General features: G+C 55.3%; 14 protein-coding genes and 1 pseudogene. 7 read left to right on the top strand and 8 right to left on the bottom strand.

Annotated features, from left to right (window positions below; genetic code table 11):
• The first annotated feature begins 44 nt into the window (after nucleotides 1–44).
• Nucleotides 45–182, top strand: a complete 138-nt coding sequence (locus A377_RS13150) for a hypothetical protein (RefSeq protein WP_019896132.1) — start codon at nucleotides 45–47, stop codon at nucleotides 180–182.
• A 239-nt stretch (nucleotides 183–421) separates the two neighbouring features.
• On the opposite strand, the gene gloA is transcribed toward A377_RS13150, so the two are convergent.
• From gloA to aroC, 4 genes are all read right to left on the bottom strand, one after another.
• On the bottom strand, nucleotides 422–817 hold the full coding sequence (gene gloA / locus A377_RS0109605) for a lactoylglutathione lyase (protein ID WP_019896131.1): 396 nt from the start codon (nucleotides 815–817) through the stop codon (nucleotides 422–424).
• 79 nt (nucleotides 818–896) lie between these two features.
• Nucleotides 897–2,168 carry an O-acetylhomoserine aminocarboxypropyltransferase/cysteine synthase family protein gene (locus A377_RS0109600; protein WP_028485449.1) on the bottom strand — a complete coding sequence of 424 codons (1,272 nt, stop codon included), beginning with the start codon at nucleotides 2,166–2,168 and terminating at the stop codon, nucleotides 897–899.
• A gap of 144 nt (nucleotides 2,169–2,312) precedes the next feature.
• Nucleotides 2,313–3,491: an MFS transporter gene (locus A377_RS0109595; RefSeq protein ID WP_019896128.1), complete on the bottom strand. Its 1,179-nt coding sequence runs from the start codon at nucleotides 3,489–3,491 to the stop codon at nucleotides 2,313–2,315.
• A gap of 16 nt (nucleotides 3,492–3,507) precedes the next feature.
• On the bottom strand, nucleotides 3,508–4,638 hold the full coding sequence (aroC, locus tag A377_RS0109590) for a chorismate synthase (protein WP_019896127.1): 1,131 nt from the start codon (nucleotides 4,636–4,638) through the stop codon (nucleotides 3,508–3,510).
• A gap of 67 nt (nucleotides 4,639–4,705) precedes the next feature.
• On the opposite strand from aroC, the gene A377_RS0109585 reads away from it, so the two are divergent.
• Complete coding sequence (locus A377_RS0109585; protein WP_019896126.1) at nucleotides 4,706–5,155, top strand: acyl-CoA thioesterase; 450 nt, start codon at nucleotides 4,706–4,708, stop codon at nucleotides 5,153–5,155.
• Nucleotides 5,156–5,246: 91 nt separating this feature from the next.
• On the top strand, nucleotides 5,247–6,770 hold the full coding sequence (locus A377_RS0109580; protein WP_019896125.1) for a class I SAM-dependent methyltransferase: 1,524 nt from the start codon (nucleotides 5,247–5,249) through the stop codon (nucleotides 6,768–6,770).
• A gap of 559 nt (nucleotides 6,771–7,329) precedes the next feature.
• Here the strand turns inward: A377_RS0109580 and A377_RS0109575 are convergent.
• Nucleotides 7,330–8,382, bottom strand: a complete 1,053-nt coding sequence (locus A377_RS0109575; protein WP_019896124.1) for an NADP(H)-dependent aldo-keto reductase — start codon at nucleotides 8,380–8,382, stop codon at nucleotides 7,330–7,332.
• A 158-nt stretch (nucleotides 8,383–8,540) separates the two neighbouring features.
• On the opposite strand from A377_RS0109575, the gene A377_RS0109570 reads away from it, so the two are divergent.
• The 4 genes from A377_RS0109570 to A377_RS12380 all read left to right on the top strand — a co-directional run bounded on the left by A377_RS0109570 (nucleotide 8,541) and on the right by A377_RS12380 (nucleotide 11,462).
• Nucleotides 8,541–9,143: an HvfX family Cu-binding RiPP maturation protein gene (locus tag A377_RS0109570; protein WP_019896123.1), complete on the top strand. Its 603-nt coding sequence runs from the start codon at nucleotides 8,541–8,543 to the stop codon at nucleotides 9,141–9,143.
• A 79-nt stretch (nucleotides 9,144–9,222) separates the two neighbouring features.
• Nucleotides 9,223–9,681: an HvfA family oxazolone/thioamide-modified RiPP metallophore gene (locus A377_RS0109565; RefSeq protein ID WP_019896122.1), complete on the top strand. Its 459-nt coding sequence runs from the start codon at nucleotides 9,223–9,225 to the stop codon at nucleotides 9,679–9,681.
• Nucleotides 9,682–9,768: 87 nt separating this feature from the next.
• On the top strand, nucleotides 9,769–10,620 hold the full coding sequence (locus A377_RS0109560) for an HvfB family MNIO-type RiPP peptide maturase (protein ID WP_019896120.1): 852 nt from the start codon (nucleotides 9,769–9,771) through the stop codon (nucleotides 10,618–10,620).
• A 2-nt stretch (nucleotides 10,621–10,622) separates the two neighbouring features.
• Nucleotides 10,623–11,462 (top strand): HvfC family RiPP maturation protein, encoded by an 840-nt coding sequence (locus tag A377_RS12380; RefSeq protein WP_019896118.1) that lies wholly within the window; start codon nucleotides 10,623–10,625, stop codon nucleotides 11,460–11,462.
• Between the two features lie 203 nt (nucleotides 11,463–11,665).
• Here A377_RS12380 and A377_RS12375 read toward each other — a convergent pair.
• The 3 genes and pseudogenes from A377_RS12375 to A377_RS13210 all read right to left on the bottom strand — a co-directional run.
• Nucleotides 11,666–12,706, bottom strand: a pseudogene (locus tag A377_RS12375) (glutamate synthase-related protein); the annotation flags it as partial.
• A gap of 46 nt (nucleotides 12,707–12,752) precedes the next feature.
• Nucleotides 12,753–13,979, bottom strand: a complete 1,227-nt coding sequence (locus A377_RS0109545; protein ID WP_019896116.1) for an RNA-guided endonuclease InsQ/TnpB family protein — start codon at nucleotides 13,977–13,979, stop codon at nucleotides 12,753–12,755.
• 34 nt (nucleotides 13,980–14,013) lie between these two features.
• Nucleotides 14,014–14,349, bottom strand: coding sequence for a hypothetical protein (locus tag A377_RS13210; RefSeq protein WP_019896115.1), 336 nt, complete (start codon nucleotides 14,347–14,349; stop codon nucleotides 14,014–14,016).
• Between the last annotated feature and the right edge of the window lie 5 nt (nucleotides 14,350–14,354).

Here is a 14,354-nt window from a genome sequence, read left to right as displayed (position 1 = left end):
AGGCCCGGTCAGCTTGAGCGAAGCCAAGAAAAAGGACAAACACAATGTGGATTCATTACATCGGTGAGATCATGATCGGCGTGGTGGTACTGCTGGTGCTCGCCCACCTGGGATTGCACGCCTACTTCAAATATCAGAAGCGCAAAAAACGCGCCGCATCGAAAAAAGCAGAGGATGCTTGACGGCTGATATCAACCAGGAATTTTTATCCTTCGTCAGGAAGATTTGTGCGTAATGGCTTCGTATACGGCAAATAAAATACCGCCGATCACAATGAAAGCGGCCAGAACAAGTAGAATATCCATGATTACATCCTCTCTAACTGGTCAATTTTTCGAAGTATTTTCCGGTTAATCAAGACCAGGCTCAACGTAACCAGCACGGCTGACAACATTGCAGTAATTTCGAATTTCTCCCCGCTTTAGCTTCGAACGTGGTCTTCCCCGATGAACTCAATCTGGTAGCCGTCCGGGTCTTCGACGAAGGCGATGATGGTGCTGCCTGCGTTCATGGGACCGGCTTCCCGGATCACCTTGCCGCCGGCTTTTTTCACATTCTCCGCCGCTTCGTACACATCCGGTACTTCGATCGCAATGTGGCCATAGCCGTCGCCCAAATCGTACTCGGACTGATCCCAGTTGTAGGTCAGTTCCAGCACCGCTTCTTCCTCTTCCGAACCATAGCCCAGAAAGGCCAGGGTAAATTCGCCTTTGGGATAGTCTTTCTGGCGCAACAATTTCATGCCCAGGACATTCTGATAGAAATCAATCGACTTTTGCAGATCGCCAACGCGCAGCATCGTGTGCAGGATACGCATAGAGCCTCCTTTTACATTCAATTCGTTTAATTCGACCCGGTTTTCACCAGGCCTGGTAGTTTTTGAGCTTCAACACGTCTTAAACGTGTTCCAGCGCCTGATCCACATCGGCCAGAATGTCGTCAATGTGTTCAATGCCGATGGCCAGACGCACCAGATCTTCGGACACCCCGGCTTTTTCCAGTTCTTCCGGGCTCAGCTGACGGTGGGTGGTGGTCGCCGGGTGACAGGCCAGGGATTTGGCGTCGCCAATATTGACCAGTCGCAGAATCATCTGCAGCGCATCAATGAAACGCGCGCCTGCGGAACGACCGCCTTTCACGCCAAAACTCAAAATCCCGGAGCCATAACCGCCGGTGGTTTTCTGGCAGACGTCGTAATAACGGTCCCCTTCCAGTGCCGCGTAATTGACCCAATCCACTTTCGGATGCTGTTGCAGATGTTTGGCCACGGCCAGGGTGTTTTCACAATGGCGCTCCATTCGCAGTCCCAGGGTTTCCAGCCCCTGCAACAGCAGGAACGCACTGTGCGCCGACAGCGCCCCGCCAGTGTTGCGCAGCGGCACCACACGTGCGCGGGTAATAAAAGCGGCTTCGCCCACATCGCGGGTGTAGCTGACCCCGTGGTAAGACGGATCGGGTTCGTTCAGCAGCGAGAACTTTTCCGGGTCCGCGGCCCAGTCGAATTTGCCGGAATCCACAATCAAACCGCCGATGGTGGTGCCATGCCCGCCAATGAACTTGGTCAGGGCATGGATCACAATGTCCGCCCCCAGCTCAATCGGACGGCACAGATACGGCGTGGCCACGGTGTTGTCGACCATCAGCGGAATGCCGTGAGCATTGGCAATCTCGGCCAGACGCGCCACGTCCACCACATTGCCGGCCGGGTTGCCGATGGATTCACAGAAAATGGCTTTGGTCTTGTCGTCGATGGCGGCCGCAAAACCGTCGTAGTCATCGGCCTTGACCATGCGCACTTCAATGCCCTGACGCGGCAAGGTATGCGCAAACAGATTGTAGGTGCCGCCATACAGCTGGCTGGTGGAAACAATGTTGTCACCGGCCTGGGCAATGGTCTGAATGGCATAGGTGATCGCGGTCATGCCCGACGCCACCGCCAGACCGGCAATGCCGCCTTCCATTTCCGCCACGCGCTTTTCCAGCACATCGCAAGTCGGGTTCATAATGCGGCTGTAAATATTGCCCGGCACCTTCAAATCAAACAGATCGGCCCCGTGCTGGGTGTTGTCGAAAGTGTAAGACGTGGTCTGATAAATCGGCACCGCCGCCGATTTGGTGGTGGCTTCGGATTCGTAACCATGGTGCAGGGCAATGGATTCCAGTTTCATCATCTCTCCTCAATGGGGTTATTTGCAAAACAGATGCATCGGATTCTGACCGTTTGCTGACAGGCTGTCAATCTCATCTTTTTAATCCATGCATGCAGAAAATTCATACGGAAGCACCAACCCGTCAAGGTCAAACCATCCTGTTTAACCAGGCCTGGTCATAATCGGTTCTCGCACCCAGCGCCAGGCGATGCCCATGGCGATCACCACCGCGACCAGACTGATGGCAAAGCTCACGTCCGCCCCGCCCCAGGCCCAGGCGTAACCAGCCACCAGCATGCCCAGTGCCCCACCCAGCCCGTGACTGAACGACGCATACAGCGCCTGACCCTTGCTTTGATTGGGTCCGATGAAATAATGGTCAATCAGGTAAATGGCGGCGGCGTGAAACAGGCCGTAACTGGCGGCATGCAGCGTTTGCGCCACAATCAGCAGTGGCAACGACTCCGGCACCAGCGGAATCATGCCCCAGCGCACCGCGGTCAGCACAAGGCTAAGCAACAGCAGAAAACGCACCGAATAACGCTCAAACATCGGCACCATCCAGAAAAACACCGCAATTTCCGCGATCACCCCAATCGCCCAAAGCCAGGCCACAAAGGTTTTGCTGTAACCAAAATCGGTCAGGAAAATGCTGTAAAAACCGTAATAGGTGCCATGCGAAAACTGAATCAGGCCGCTGACCAGCAGCAGACTCCAGACCCAGGGACGTTTCAGCACCCGCACAAAGCCCTCAGTGACATGGTGCGACTGCGGCACCGCGTGGTCAGCCCTGACCCAGAAGGTCACCAGCCAGATCAGCCAGGCCAATCCCACCAGCAGCCAGGGCAAAGACGCCTCGCTCAGCCAGTCCAGCTGCCAGCCGCCCCAGAGCACCGCCAGAATAAAGCCGATAGAGCCCCACAGACGCACCCGACCGTAAAGCGCTTTCTGGCCATGCAGCACACTGAAGGTATAGGCTTCGAACAACGGCAAGGCGGCATGAAAAAAGAAACTGAACCCAAACACCGTCAACAGCAGGCCCCAGTAACTCTGCGTGACCAACCAGCCCAGACTGAACAGGGCCGTGAGCAGGCCGCAGATACGCAACCAGACAACCGGACCATACATTTTGTCCGCCAGCCAGCCAAGCAGATTGGGGGCCACGATTTTGGTGCCGATGAACACCGCCATCAGTTGGCCGATTTCAATGGCGCTGAAAGACAGCGATTGATAGTAAAGCGAAATGTAGGGAATCAAGGCCCCAAACAGCATGAAATAGACCAGATAAAAGGCCGAGAGTTTGGGGTAGGCTTGTCGGTAAAACGGCGCCGCCTGGCTCATGTTAAATCATTCGATCTCATGGCTGAGAAGCGACGTCGGTATCGCTGGCTTCGTCTATACGCGCCAGATCGGGCATGGGTGGAACCACGTCCGCGTTCTGCGCCCGGTGGCGCAGATAATGATCCAAAATCACAATCGCCATTTGCGCTTCCGCAATCGGCGTGGCCCGCAGACCGACACAGGGATCGTGTCGGCCTTTGGTGACCATATCGACCGACTCATTGCGCGTGTTCACGCTTTTGCCCGGCGTCATAATGCTGGACGTGGGCTTGAGGGCAATGCGCGCCACAATGTCCTGGCCGGTGGCAATGCCGCCGACAATGCCGCCCGCGTGATTGGAAGCAAAGCCGTCCGGGTTCAGCTCGTCCCGGTGTTCGGTGCCCTTTTGCGCGGCCACCGCAAAACCGTCACCGATTTCCACGCCCTTGACCGCATTGATGCTCATCAGCGCGTGGGCCAGATCGGCGTCCAGACGGTCAAACACCGGTTCGCCCAGCCCCACCGGCACCTGATGCGCCAGAATGGTGATTTTGGCCCCCACCGAATCCTTCTGCTTCATCAGCTCGTCCATGTAAGCGCTGATCTCAGCTTGCCTGGCCCCGTTGGGACAGAAATAGGCATTGTCGTTGTCAAACGGCCAGGGCACATCGGCGATCTCTATCGGCCCAAGTTGTGACAGATAGCCTTTGATCTCCACCCCAAGCCGTTGTTGCAAATACTTTTTTGCAATCGCCCCCGCCGCCACGCGCATCGCGGTTTCACGCGCCGACGAACGACCGCCGCCGCGATAATCGCGAAACCCATACTTTTGGGTATAGGTGTAATCGGCGTGGGCCGGACGGAAGGTTTCCGCCACTTTGGAATAGTCCTTGGAACGCTGATCGGTGTTGTGAATCAGCAGGCCGATGGGCGTGCCGGTGGTTTTGCCTTCAAACACGCCGGACAGAATCTCGACCTCGTCCGCCTCGCGCCGGGCGGTCGCGTGCTTGATCTGACCGGGCTTGCGCCGGTCCAGTTCCTTTTGAATGTCACTGGCGTCCAAAGCTAGGCCCGGTGGGCACCCATCAACGATGCACCCCAAAGCGGGGCCGTGGCTTTCGCCAAAAGTGGTGACGCGAAAATTCTGTCCGAGGCTGTTTCCTGCCATACGTTTGTCCAATCAATTCTGTAAAATGGGCCTATTTTAGCAAAAACCAAAAAGCCGCATCAGAACAATGCCCGCCATCCCCGACACTCAAACACCTGTTTCAGCCAATGCTCGGTTTTCACAGCGCCACCGGGTCGCCACAGAGGAACTCGACTTTCTGGGGCACGTCAACAACAAACAGTATCTTAGCTGGATGGAGACCGTGGCCTGGGCCCATGCCAATGCGGTCGGCATTGATGCCGACACCCAGAAAACCCTGAACCGGATTATGGTGGTGCACGAACACCGGATGCGCTATCTGAAAGAATGCCGAAAAAACGATGGCCTGATCCTGCACACCTGGCTGGGCAAGCCAATCGGCTGTTGCCGACGCGAGCGACACTTTGCCTTTGTGCGTGAAACCGATGGCCAATGCGTGTTTGAAGCGACCAGCGTCTATGTCTGCATTGACCTGACCCAGCACCGGCCGCGCCCGATTCCCGCGGGTTTCATTGTGCCCTATGCTCAGCAGGCATAATGGTTTGACCTTGCCAACCTCGTTTTTTTGATTACACTCATACCCATTCTGGCACCCATTCTGACACCAAGGCTGACACAACGGAACACTTATGCAGACCACCGACTGGACCGAGGGCTACACTTCTGACATTGGCTACACCTATGGCTACTTCAAGGAACTCAATCCACTGGCGATGCGGCTGGCGTTTTTTAATGCCGGGCTGCAACCGCCGCAACTCGATGCCGACACCACCGCCTGCGAACTGGGATTTGGACAAGGGCTGAGCTGCGCCATGCATGCCAGCGCCAGCCCCGTTCAGTGGTGGGGCACCGATTTTCTGCCGCAACAGGCCGGTTTCGCGCAGAATCTGGTGCAGGTCTCCGGGGCTCAGGCCCATTTTTACGACGACGATTTTGCGACGTTTTTAGAGCGGGACGACCTGCCCCAGTTTGACTTCATTGCCCTGCATGGCGTCTGGACCTGGGTCTCGAGCGACAACCGGGCGGTGATTATCGAATTTTTGCGGCGTCACCTCAAAGTCGGCGGCGTGGTGTACCTGAGCTACAACACCCAAGTCGGCTGGGCGCAAATGATGCCATTGCGCAAACTCTTGACCCGGCATGTCGATCGGCTGGGCGCAGCGGGCGCTGGCAGCGCCAGAAACATTCGCGAGGCGCTGGCCTTTGCCAAACAACTGTTTGATACCGCGCCGGCCCACGCCCGCAGTCATCCCGCTGCGGCCAACAAACTGCAGGAACTGTTGGCTCAGGACCCGCATTATCTGGCGCATGAATATTTCAACCGTGACTGGGCGCCGATGGATTTTGCCGATCTGGCCGACCAACTGCATTCGGCCAAATTGACCTTTGCCAGCAGCGCGCATTATCTGGACCTGATTGACCCGTTGAACCTGACCGAAGCGCAGCAGACGCTGCTCGACCGGATTCCCGACACGGCCTTGAGGGAAACCGCCCGCGACTTCTGTGTCGACAAGGCCTTTCGCAAGGACTATTGGCACAAGGGCGCGCAGCCACTGAGCGCCGCGCAAATGGCCGCGTCTTTCCGCCAGGAACGGGTGATACTGACCAAACCGCGCGGTCGCATTTCACTGGTGGTCGAAGGCGTATTGGGCGTGATGGACCTGAGCCCACAGATTTACGACCCGATTCTGGATTTGATGAGCGATTACCAACCGCATTCGCTGGGGGAAATGGCCGACCGCCTCAATCAGATCGAAGGCATGGATTTGATGACCCTGGTACAGGCCGCCTTCATTTTTGCTCACCGAGGTGAATGGCACAGTGCCCAGTCCGAAGCCGACCAGGAAATGACCAGGCCTGGTTGCGACGCCCTCAACCGCCATCTGCTCACCGCGCATGCGGACAAGGACAAATTGCTGCATCTGGCCAGCCCGGTCACCGGCGGCGGCATTCAAGTCACGCCGCAGGAAAAGGTCCTGACCCTGGCCTGGCTGGAAGGCGAACGCGAAATCGCGGCGCTGGCCGAGACCCTGATGCAACAACTGGCCGACGGCCCTTTCCGGGAAGGCCAGGATCAAGCCACGGCGCTGGAAACCGCCGACGGGTTTGTGCAACGGTTCGTGCCCTTTTTGCAAGGCCACAAAATCCTTTGAAACCGACGTATTGATCTGTTTTCCAAGCGCACTTCAACGATTTTTCAATCAGGCAAGACGAAAAAGATCCCTCCGCGCCGGTCGGGATGACAAACGCCTTGTCGCCCTGAGCGAAGCCGAAGGGTCTTTTGAGTGGGAGCTAGACGGAGAAGATCTCTCCGCCTCGGTCGGGATGACAAACGCCTTGTCACCCTGAGCGAAGCCGAAGGGTCTTTTGAGTGAGAGCGAGAAGGAGAAGATCCCTCCACCTCGGCCGGGATGACAAACGCCCTGTCACCCTGAGCGAAGCCGAAGGGTCTTTTAAGTGAGAGCGAGACGGAGAAGATCCCTCCGCGCCGGTCGGGATGACAAACGCCCTGTCACCCTGAACGAAGCCGAAGGGTCTTTTGAGTGAGAGCAAGACGAAGAAGATCCCTCCGCTCCGGTCGGGATGACAAACGCCCTGTCACCCTGAGCGAAGCCGAAGGGGCTTTTGAGTGTGGGCGAGACGGAGAAGATCCCTCCACCTCGGTCGGGGTGACAGAATGCAGACTGGGGTGACCCGATTTGACCAACAACCTCAAGGACTAGGGTAGGTATAGCGATGGTGAATCGCTTCAATCCCGGCCAGCACCTCGTCATTGAGGGTCACATCGATGCTGGCAATATTTTCCTTCAGCTGCGTCATATTGGTCGCGCCGATGATGTTGGCGGTCACAAACGGACGTGAATTGATGTAACTCAATGCCATTTGTGCCAGCGACAAACCGTTTTCCTGCGCCAATTGGGCGTAAGCTTCCGTCGCCAGTGTGGCCTGCTCGTTCAGATAACGGTCAAATCGTGGGAAAAGCGTGATACGAGCGTTTTCAGGCCGGGCATCATTCAAGTATTTTCCGGTCAGCACCCCGAACGCCAACGGCGAATAGGCCAGCAACCCCACCTGTTCTTCGTAGCCGATTTCCGCCAACCCCACCTCAAAACTGCGATTGAGCAAGTTATACGGATTCTGCACCGACACGATTTTTTCCAGCCCCATTTCACGGGCAATCTGCAGCATCTTCATGGTGCCCCAGGCCGTTTCATTGGACAGACCAATGGTGCGGATCTTGCCCGCTTTCACCTGGCAGCTTAAGGCCTCCAGCGTCTCGCTGAACAGGGTCAGATCATCGGGCTTTTCCTCCGCAGACGGCGGCTTGTAACCCAATTGCCCGAAAAAATTGGTCGGTCGTTCAGGCCAGTGCAACTGGTACAAATCCACGTAATCGGTCTGCAAGCGTTGCAAAGACCCATCCAGCGCCTGATCAACCTGTTTTTCGGTATAGCGACTGTCACCGCCCCGAATGTGTTCCACAAACTCGCCCGGCCCGGCCATTTTGGTTGCCAGCACCACTTCGTCGCGCCGACCGCTCTGAGCCAGCCAGTTGCCGATGATGGTTTCGGTGCGGGTATAGGTCTCCGCCTTCGGTGGCACCGGATAAAGCTCGGCCGTGTCCCAGAAGTTCACGCCCTGCGCCAGCGCATAGTCCATCTGCTCAAATGCTTCGGCCTGCGTGTTCTGCTCGCCCCAGGTCATGGTGCCAAGGCAAATTTCACTGACTTTGATATTGGTGTGTCCCAGAAAGTTATAACGCATGATTTGACTCCTTTTGATTCCTTTCATCCTATCAAAGCCTTCGCCGGGAGACCAATTTTTACCAGGCCTGGTCATCATGCGGCGCACTTTTACTTGCATCCTGTCTCTGCATCTGCTAGATTTTTAATGAACGATCATTCAATAAAGGAAATGTGCCGATGTTGAACCAACTCACTCAGATTCATACCCGGCTGATGCAGGGCCTTCAGCACCTGGACTTTCTGGCGACTCTGCCACTGCGGATTTATCTGGCCGCCGTTTTCTGGGTGGCGGGCACCAACAAAATCGCCGGGTTCGAAGGCACGGTGCAATGGTTTGGCAACCCGGACTGGGGGCTGGGCATGCCCTTCCCGGAAGTGATGGCCAGTCTGGCGATTGCCGCCGAAGTCGGTGGGGCCGTATTGCTGTTGTTAGGACTGGCCACGCGTTGGGCGACCTTGCCATTGATTGTGACCATGATTGTGGCCGCCGTGTCGGTGCACTGGAAAAACGGCTGGCAAGCCATTCACGACCCCATGTCTCCCTGGCCCAGTGCCAATCTGGAAGGGGCGATGGAGCGCCTGGACGCCGCCAGAAACCTGCTACAAGAACACGGTCACTATGACTGGCTGACCGAAACCGGAAGCTTTGTGATCAGCAACAACGGCGTGGAATGGGCCGTGACCTACCTGCTGATGTTACTGGCATTGCTGTTTTTGGGCGGCGGTCGTTATTTGAGCTTGGATTACTGGATTCAACGGCGTATGATGAAACAAAGATAATGCAACAAACGCATGAAAAACAACAAATTTTATGCGGTTTGCAAACTACAGAACTGTCAATCAAAGGAAGGAGCATTCCATGAGCGAATCAAACACCCGTCGCGATTTTCTGAAAATGGCTGGCGCAGCGACCGCCGCTGCCTTTACCGGCAAAGCCATTGCCTCCGACAGCCCATTTGGGATCAAGGAAATGGAACAGGGCTATGAAAACACCCACCTGGCCGAAGGCAAGTGCGGTGGTGGCAGAGGCCCCGAACAAGGCAAAGGCATGGAAGGCAAATGTGGCGAAGGCAAGTGCGGCGGCGGCCAGAAAGACATGGAAGGCCGCTGCGGTGAAGGCCGTCGTCCCGAGCACGCCAAAGGCAAGGGCATGGAAGGAAAATGCGGCGAAGGCAAGTGCGGTGAAGGCAAATGCGGCAACGGTGCCAAGAAAGGCATGGAAGGTAAATGCGGTGAAGGCCGTCGTCCCGAGCATTCCAAAGGCATGGGAAAAGGCATGGAAGGTAAATGTGGCGAAGGCAAGTGCGGCGGTCGTTGATTTCCATCGCTAAAACGCGATAACGACAACGCCCGCAATGCGCAATGATTGTGGGCGTTTTTGTTTGTTTTAAAAAAAGGAAAGCGCATGGCTTACACCGGACGCAAACCGATCGATGGCGTTGGCCTGGGGCTGCGGCGGGATTTTATCCACGACGTGCCCGATGACGCCGTCATCGATTTTTTTGAAATCGCCCCTGAAAACTGGATTGGCCTGGGCGGCGCTTTTGGCAAACGTCTGCGCCGACTGACCGAACGGTTTCCCTTTACCTGTCATGGCCTGTCGCTGGATTTGGGTGGACCGCGCCCACTGGACACCGACTACCTTCAGCAACTGAAACAGTTTTTCCGCAGCCACGACATTCACTGCTACACCGAGCATTTGAGCTACTGCGGCGACGAACAGGGCCTGCTGTATGACTTGATGCCAATGCCGTTTACCGAAGAAGCGGTGCATTATGTGGCCGAGCGCATCCGTCAGGTTCAGGACACACTGGAACAGAAAATCGGGATTGAAAACATCTCGTTTTACGCCCAGACCCAATCCGACATGACCGAAGCCGAGTTTGTGAACGCGGTCATTGACGAAGCCGACTGCGGCCTGTTGCTGGATGTGAACAACACCTTTGTCAACGCCACCAATCATCGCTATGACCCACAGACTTTCATTGAAGCCATGCCGGGTGATCGCATCATGTACCTGCACATGGCCGGGCATTTTGACGAGGCCGAAGACCTGAAAGTGGACACCCACGGTCAGGACATTCAGGCCGAAGTCTGGGAGCTGCTGGACTTTACCTATCAGACCCACGGATTGAAACCCACCTTGCTGGAGCGTGACTTCAACATTCCGCCCTTCCCGGAGCTGATGGAAGAAGTCGACCAAATCCGTGCCCGTCAGAACCGACTGCGTGCCAGCCGCCAACAAAAGGCCAGTTAATCATGTCCCGTGATACCCGCTCTTTTCAAACGCTGCAACAGCATTTTGCCCAGCACCTGCGCGATCCCGAAAAGCGCTATGACCCCCAGGCCGTTGACGGCGAGGCCATCGAGCCGCGACGGCTGGCCATCTACGAATCGCTGTTTTTCAACAACTTCGACAGCTTGCTGAGCAACATGTTTCCGGTGATGCAACGGCTGGTCGGACCGGAGCACTGGGCACGACTGGTGCGCCGTTTTATGCAGCACCACGGCGCACGCACGCCTTATTTTCACCAACTGGGGCAGGAGTGGCTGAGATTTCTGCAAACCGAACCCGAAGTCGGAGAAGAGAAAAGCGGATTTCCGTTTCTGCAGGCGCTGGCCCACTACGAATGGGTGGAATTGGCGGTGTCAATCGAACCGTTTGATCCATCGCCTTTCAGCCGCGTTCGAATCGATCAGGACCCGGTCCTGCAATTGTCGCCACTGGTGTGGCCGTTGCGTTATGACTGGCCGGTTCACCGGATTGCGGCCGATGCCGACCCGCAAGCCATCCAACCGGCCGAGACCTGGTTGCTGGTGTCTCGTGACGCCGACGATCAGGTGCATTTTGCCGAAATCACGGCGCCGGTGTTTGCGCTGATGCACCGCTTTGCCGGGGCCGAAAAACCGGTTTCCGAAGTGGTTGAAAATCTGGCGGATCAACTGGGCACCCAACCCGGTCTCAGTGCCGATCAAGTGATCGAAGCCGCCGCCGCCCTGATCCCGCAATGGCTGGAAAACCAGTGGCTGGTGGCCACACCCACAGGAAACCCCCACCCGATTGATCACAGCGAAAGCCTGCAATCAGGCACCGCATAGAAACCAGACTGGTTTTTAACCAGGCCTGGTGACAAATGCTTGAGCGAAACCGAAGACGCTTCCTAATACCGTACAAACCCTTAAAAGATCCCTCCGCTTCGGTCGGGATGACAAATCCCCCGTCACCCTGAGCGAAGCCGAAGGGTCTTGCAGAGACCGTACTGCGCCATAAAAGTGCTCTCCGGCTCAAAGGGAGTCACAGATTAACTCTCCGGCCAGTCTTTGGGATTGGCCTGTTGCCACCACTGTTCCCATTCATCCGGTCGGCGGGACGCGTCCAGCAACTGACCGTTTTCCAGCAAGGGGTAAATGGTTTCATAAGTACAGACCTGAGTCGGGCTGATCCGGCGCTTTATGTGACAGGGCTGAATTTGACTGGGGCAGTGCATGCCGGTCGCCGCCACCAATTCCATCAAATGATGAATCACCGAGACCTGATAATTGGCCACCCGTTTGGCTTTGTCGCTGACGTCTAGATGGCGATAACGGGTCGGGTCCTGAGTGGCCACGCCGGTCGGACAGGTATCGGAATGGCACTGGCGCGACTGAATGCAGCCCAGGGCAAACATCATCCCACGTGCCGAATTGACCAGATCGGCGCCCAGCGCCAGCAAACGAAACACATGGAATGCGGAAAAAGCTTTGCCCGAAGCGATCACATGCACCTGATCACGCAGGCCACACCCGATCAGAACCGAATGCACAAAATGCAAGGCGTCGCGCAAGGGCGTGCCCACCGAATTGGTAAACTCAATCGGAGCCGCGCCGGTGCCGCCTTCGGCCCCATCCACGGTAATGAAATCCGGCATCCGTTGCGTGTCCAGCATGGCTTTGCACAGGCTCAAAAACTCCGATTCCTTACCCACACTGAGCTTGATCCCCACCGGCTTGCCACCGGACAGTTCGCGCAGACGCGTGATAAATTGCAGCAATTCGGTCGGATTGCGGAACGCCGTGTGCGCCGGTGGCGACAGTATGTCTTTGGCCAGCGGCACCTCCCGGATTTCGGCGATTTCCTGCGTGACTTTGGCGGCGGGCAGAATGCCCCCGTGGGCCGGTTTCGCGCCTTGCGAGAGCTTGATTTCAATCATTTTGACCGCTGGATGCTGTGCTTTGCGTGCGAAGGATTCGGAGTCGAAATCGCCTTCCGGCGTTCGGCAGGAAAAATAGCCGGTGCCGATCTGCCAGACCAGATCCCCGCCTTCTTCCAGATGGTACGGACTCAAACCGCCTTCCCCGGTATTGTGTTGACATCCTCCCCGCCCTAAAGGACGGGGATTCCTAACAGCGTTAAGCCGTTAAGAGTGGGCGTGTATCAATACTACCCACAGGTTCCTGCTTCAACGTCGAAACCAACGTTTCAACTCCACAGGCTAACACCCGATGCCCTCGGGCAAGCACATTCAAAGCCCCTACCAAGTCGGCATTGGCTTTAAATCCACATTCTGTACACGCAAAAGCACTTTGGGTTTTGCGATTCGCACGACTGATATTCTGGCATTTTGGACAGGTTTGTGAGGTGTGCCTTGGATCAACTCTCAAAACATCACCGCCAAGCCAGTTTTGCTTGTACTCAAGCATTTGAATGAACATGCCCCATCCTTGATCCAGAATGGATTTGTTCAGACCGGACTTGGCTTTGACGTTCTTGCCAGGTTTGTCGATATTGCCTTTGGCGGATTTGGACATATTTCTTACCTTTAAATCCTCAACAACAATCATTGCGTGGTTTTTGCTGATGCTGGTTGAGGTTTTATGAAGGAAATCCAAACGCGCATTGGCGATCTTCTCATGCAGACGTGCAATGCGTTGTTTTTGCTTCTTCCAGTTGGAAGAGAACTTGACTTTTTTACTCAGCCTGCTCTGAGCAAAAGCCAACTTCTTTTCCAGTATCTTGAAGCTGTTTATCGGCTCAATATATGAGCCGTCAGACAAAGTAATGAAGCGTTTTACACCCAAATCAAGACCGATGATTGAATTAGCGCTATGGCGCGGTATCTCCGCTTCATACTCGACTTGAACAGACACATACCAATGTTTTCCACGCCGTGAAACCGTGCAATTTTTCAATTCACCGACAACCTTTCGGCTACTTCGATATTTCACCCAGCCGATTTTAGGTAGGAAAACGCTATTTCCATCCAGTTTAAATCCTTGCGGATAACTGAATGAATCCTTTTGCCCTTTGCGTTTAAATCTTGGTATACGCTTCAGAGGTTGCTTTTTATCAAACCCATTTTTAAACGCTCTCTCCAGTTGTTTTAACGTTTGCTGAAGTGACTGGGAGTGCGCCTGTTTCAGAAAGCCGTATTCATTCGATTTCTTCCAGAATCCAAGCCAAAAGTTCATTTCCTGATACCAGAGCAAAGGCTTTTTATCTTCAAGCAAAGTCAGATTTTTTGCCAAAGCCTTGTTCCAAACAAACCGATTCGCACCGGCAAACTCAATCATCTTCTGTACTTGGTCAGAATTTGGCATGAGTTTGAATTTAAAAGCTTTGCGAATGACTTGTTTCATACAAAGTATTGTAACACATTTCAAGTTTAAGCGCTTATATCCCCGCCGTGAACGACGGGGTTTTACGCGCTACATGATAAATCAGCGAACGAAATTCCCGGCTGACCGGCATCCCGCTGGTATCGTCTTCCACGAAATACTGCTGAATTTCCGGGCGAATGGCTTCAAACAGATAGCGCAAGTGCCCGATCACCGGGTAAAGCCGCAAAATGGTATGACGCGGCTGGGTCATATCGTAAATGCCCAGCCCCAGATAAGGGGCCCACAACAACCACAGATACACGGTCCAGGGAACATACAGATTGGCTGTGACCAACAACGTGGTGCCAGCCACGCCCGAAACCGTAAAAATATCGCGCGTGGTTCGCATACACG

The sequence above is a fragment of the Hydrogenovibrio halophilus DSM 15072 genome, assembly GCF_000384235.1.
GTDB classification, from domain to species: Bacteria; Pseudomonadota; Gammaproteobacteria; order Thiomicrospirales; family Thiomicrospiraceae; genus Hydrogenovibrio; species Hydrogenovibrio halophilus.
Note: the sequence above shows the minus strand (reverse complement) of the source record. Positions and strands in the feature narration are given on the sequence as shown.

Bases quoted from the DNA above. Each gene is read 5' to 3' on its own strand.
- A377_RS0109600 (WP_028485449.1), bottom strand. From the start codon at position 2,168: ATGAAACTGGAATCCATTGCCCTGCACCATGGTTACGAATCCGAAGCC.
- A377_RS13210 (WP_019896115.1), bottom strand. From the start codon at position 14,349: ATGCGAACCACGCGCGATATTTTTACGGTTTCGGGCGTGGCTGGCACC.
- A377_RS0109570 (WP_019896123.1), top strand. From the start codon at position 8,541: ATGTTGAACCAACTCACTCAGATTCATACCCGGCTGATGCAGGGCCTT.
- A377_RS13150 (WP_019896132.1), top strand. From the start codon at position 45: ATGTGGATTCATTACATCGGTGAGATCATGATCGGCGTGGTGGTACTG.
- A377_RS0109585 (WP_019896126.1), top strand. From the start codon at position 4,706: ATGCCCGCCATCCCCGACACTCAAACACCTGTTTCAGCCAATGCTCGG.
- A377_RS12380 (WP_019896118.1), top strand. From the start codon at position 10,623: ATGTCCCGTGATACCCGCTCTTTTCAAACGCTGCAACAGCATTTTGCC.
- A377_RS0109565 (WP_019896122.1), top strand. From the start codon at position 9,223: ATGAGCGAATCAAACACCCGTCGCGATTTTCTGAAAATGGCTGGCGCA.
- A377_RS0109545 (WP_019896116.1), bottom strand. From the start codon at position 13,979: ATGAAACAAGTCATTCGCAAAGCTTTTAAATTCAAACTCATGCCAAAT.
- A377_RS0109575 (WP_019896124.1), bottom strand. From the start codon at position 8,382: ATGCGTTATAACTTTCTGGGACACACCAATATCAAAGTCAGTGAAATT.
- gloA (WP_019896131.1), bottom strand. From the start codon at position 817: ATGCGTATCCTGCACACGATGCTGCGCGTTGGCGATCTGCAAAAGTCG.
- A377_RS0109595 (WP_019896128.1), bottom strand. From the start codon at position 3,491: ATGAGCCAGGCGGCGCCGTTTTACCGACAAGCCTACCCCAAACTCTCG.
- aroC (WP_019896127.1), bottom strand. From the start codon at position 4,638: ATGGCAGGAAACAGCCTCGGACAGAATTTTCGCGTCACCACTTTTGGC.
- A377_RS0109560 (WP_019896120.1), top strand. From the start codon at position 9,769: ATGGCTTACACCGGACGCAAACCGATCGATGGCGTTGGCCTGGGGCTG.
- A377_RS0109580 (WP_019896125.1), top strand. From the start codon at position 5,247: ATGCAGACCACCGACTGGACCGAGGGCTACACTTCTGACATTGGCTAC.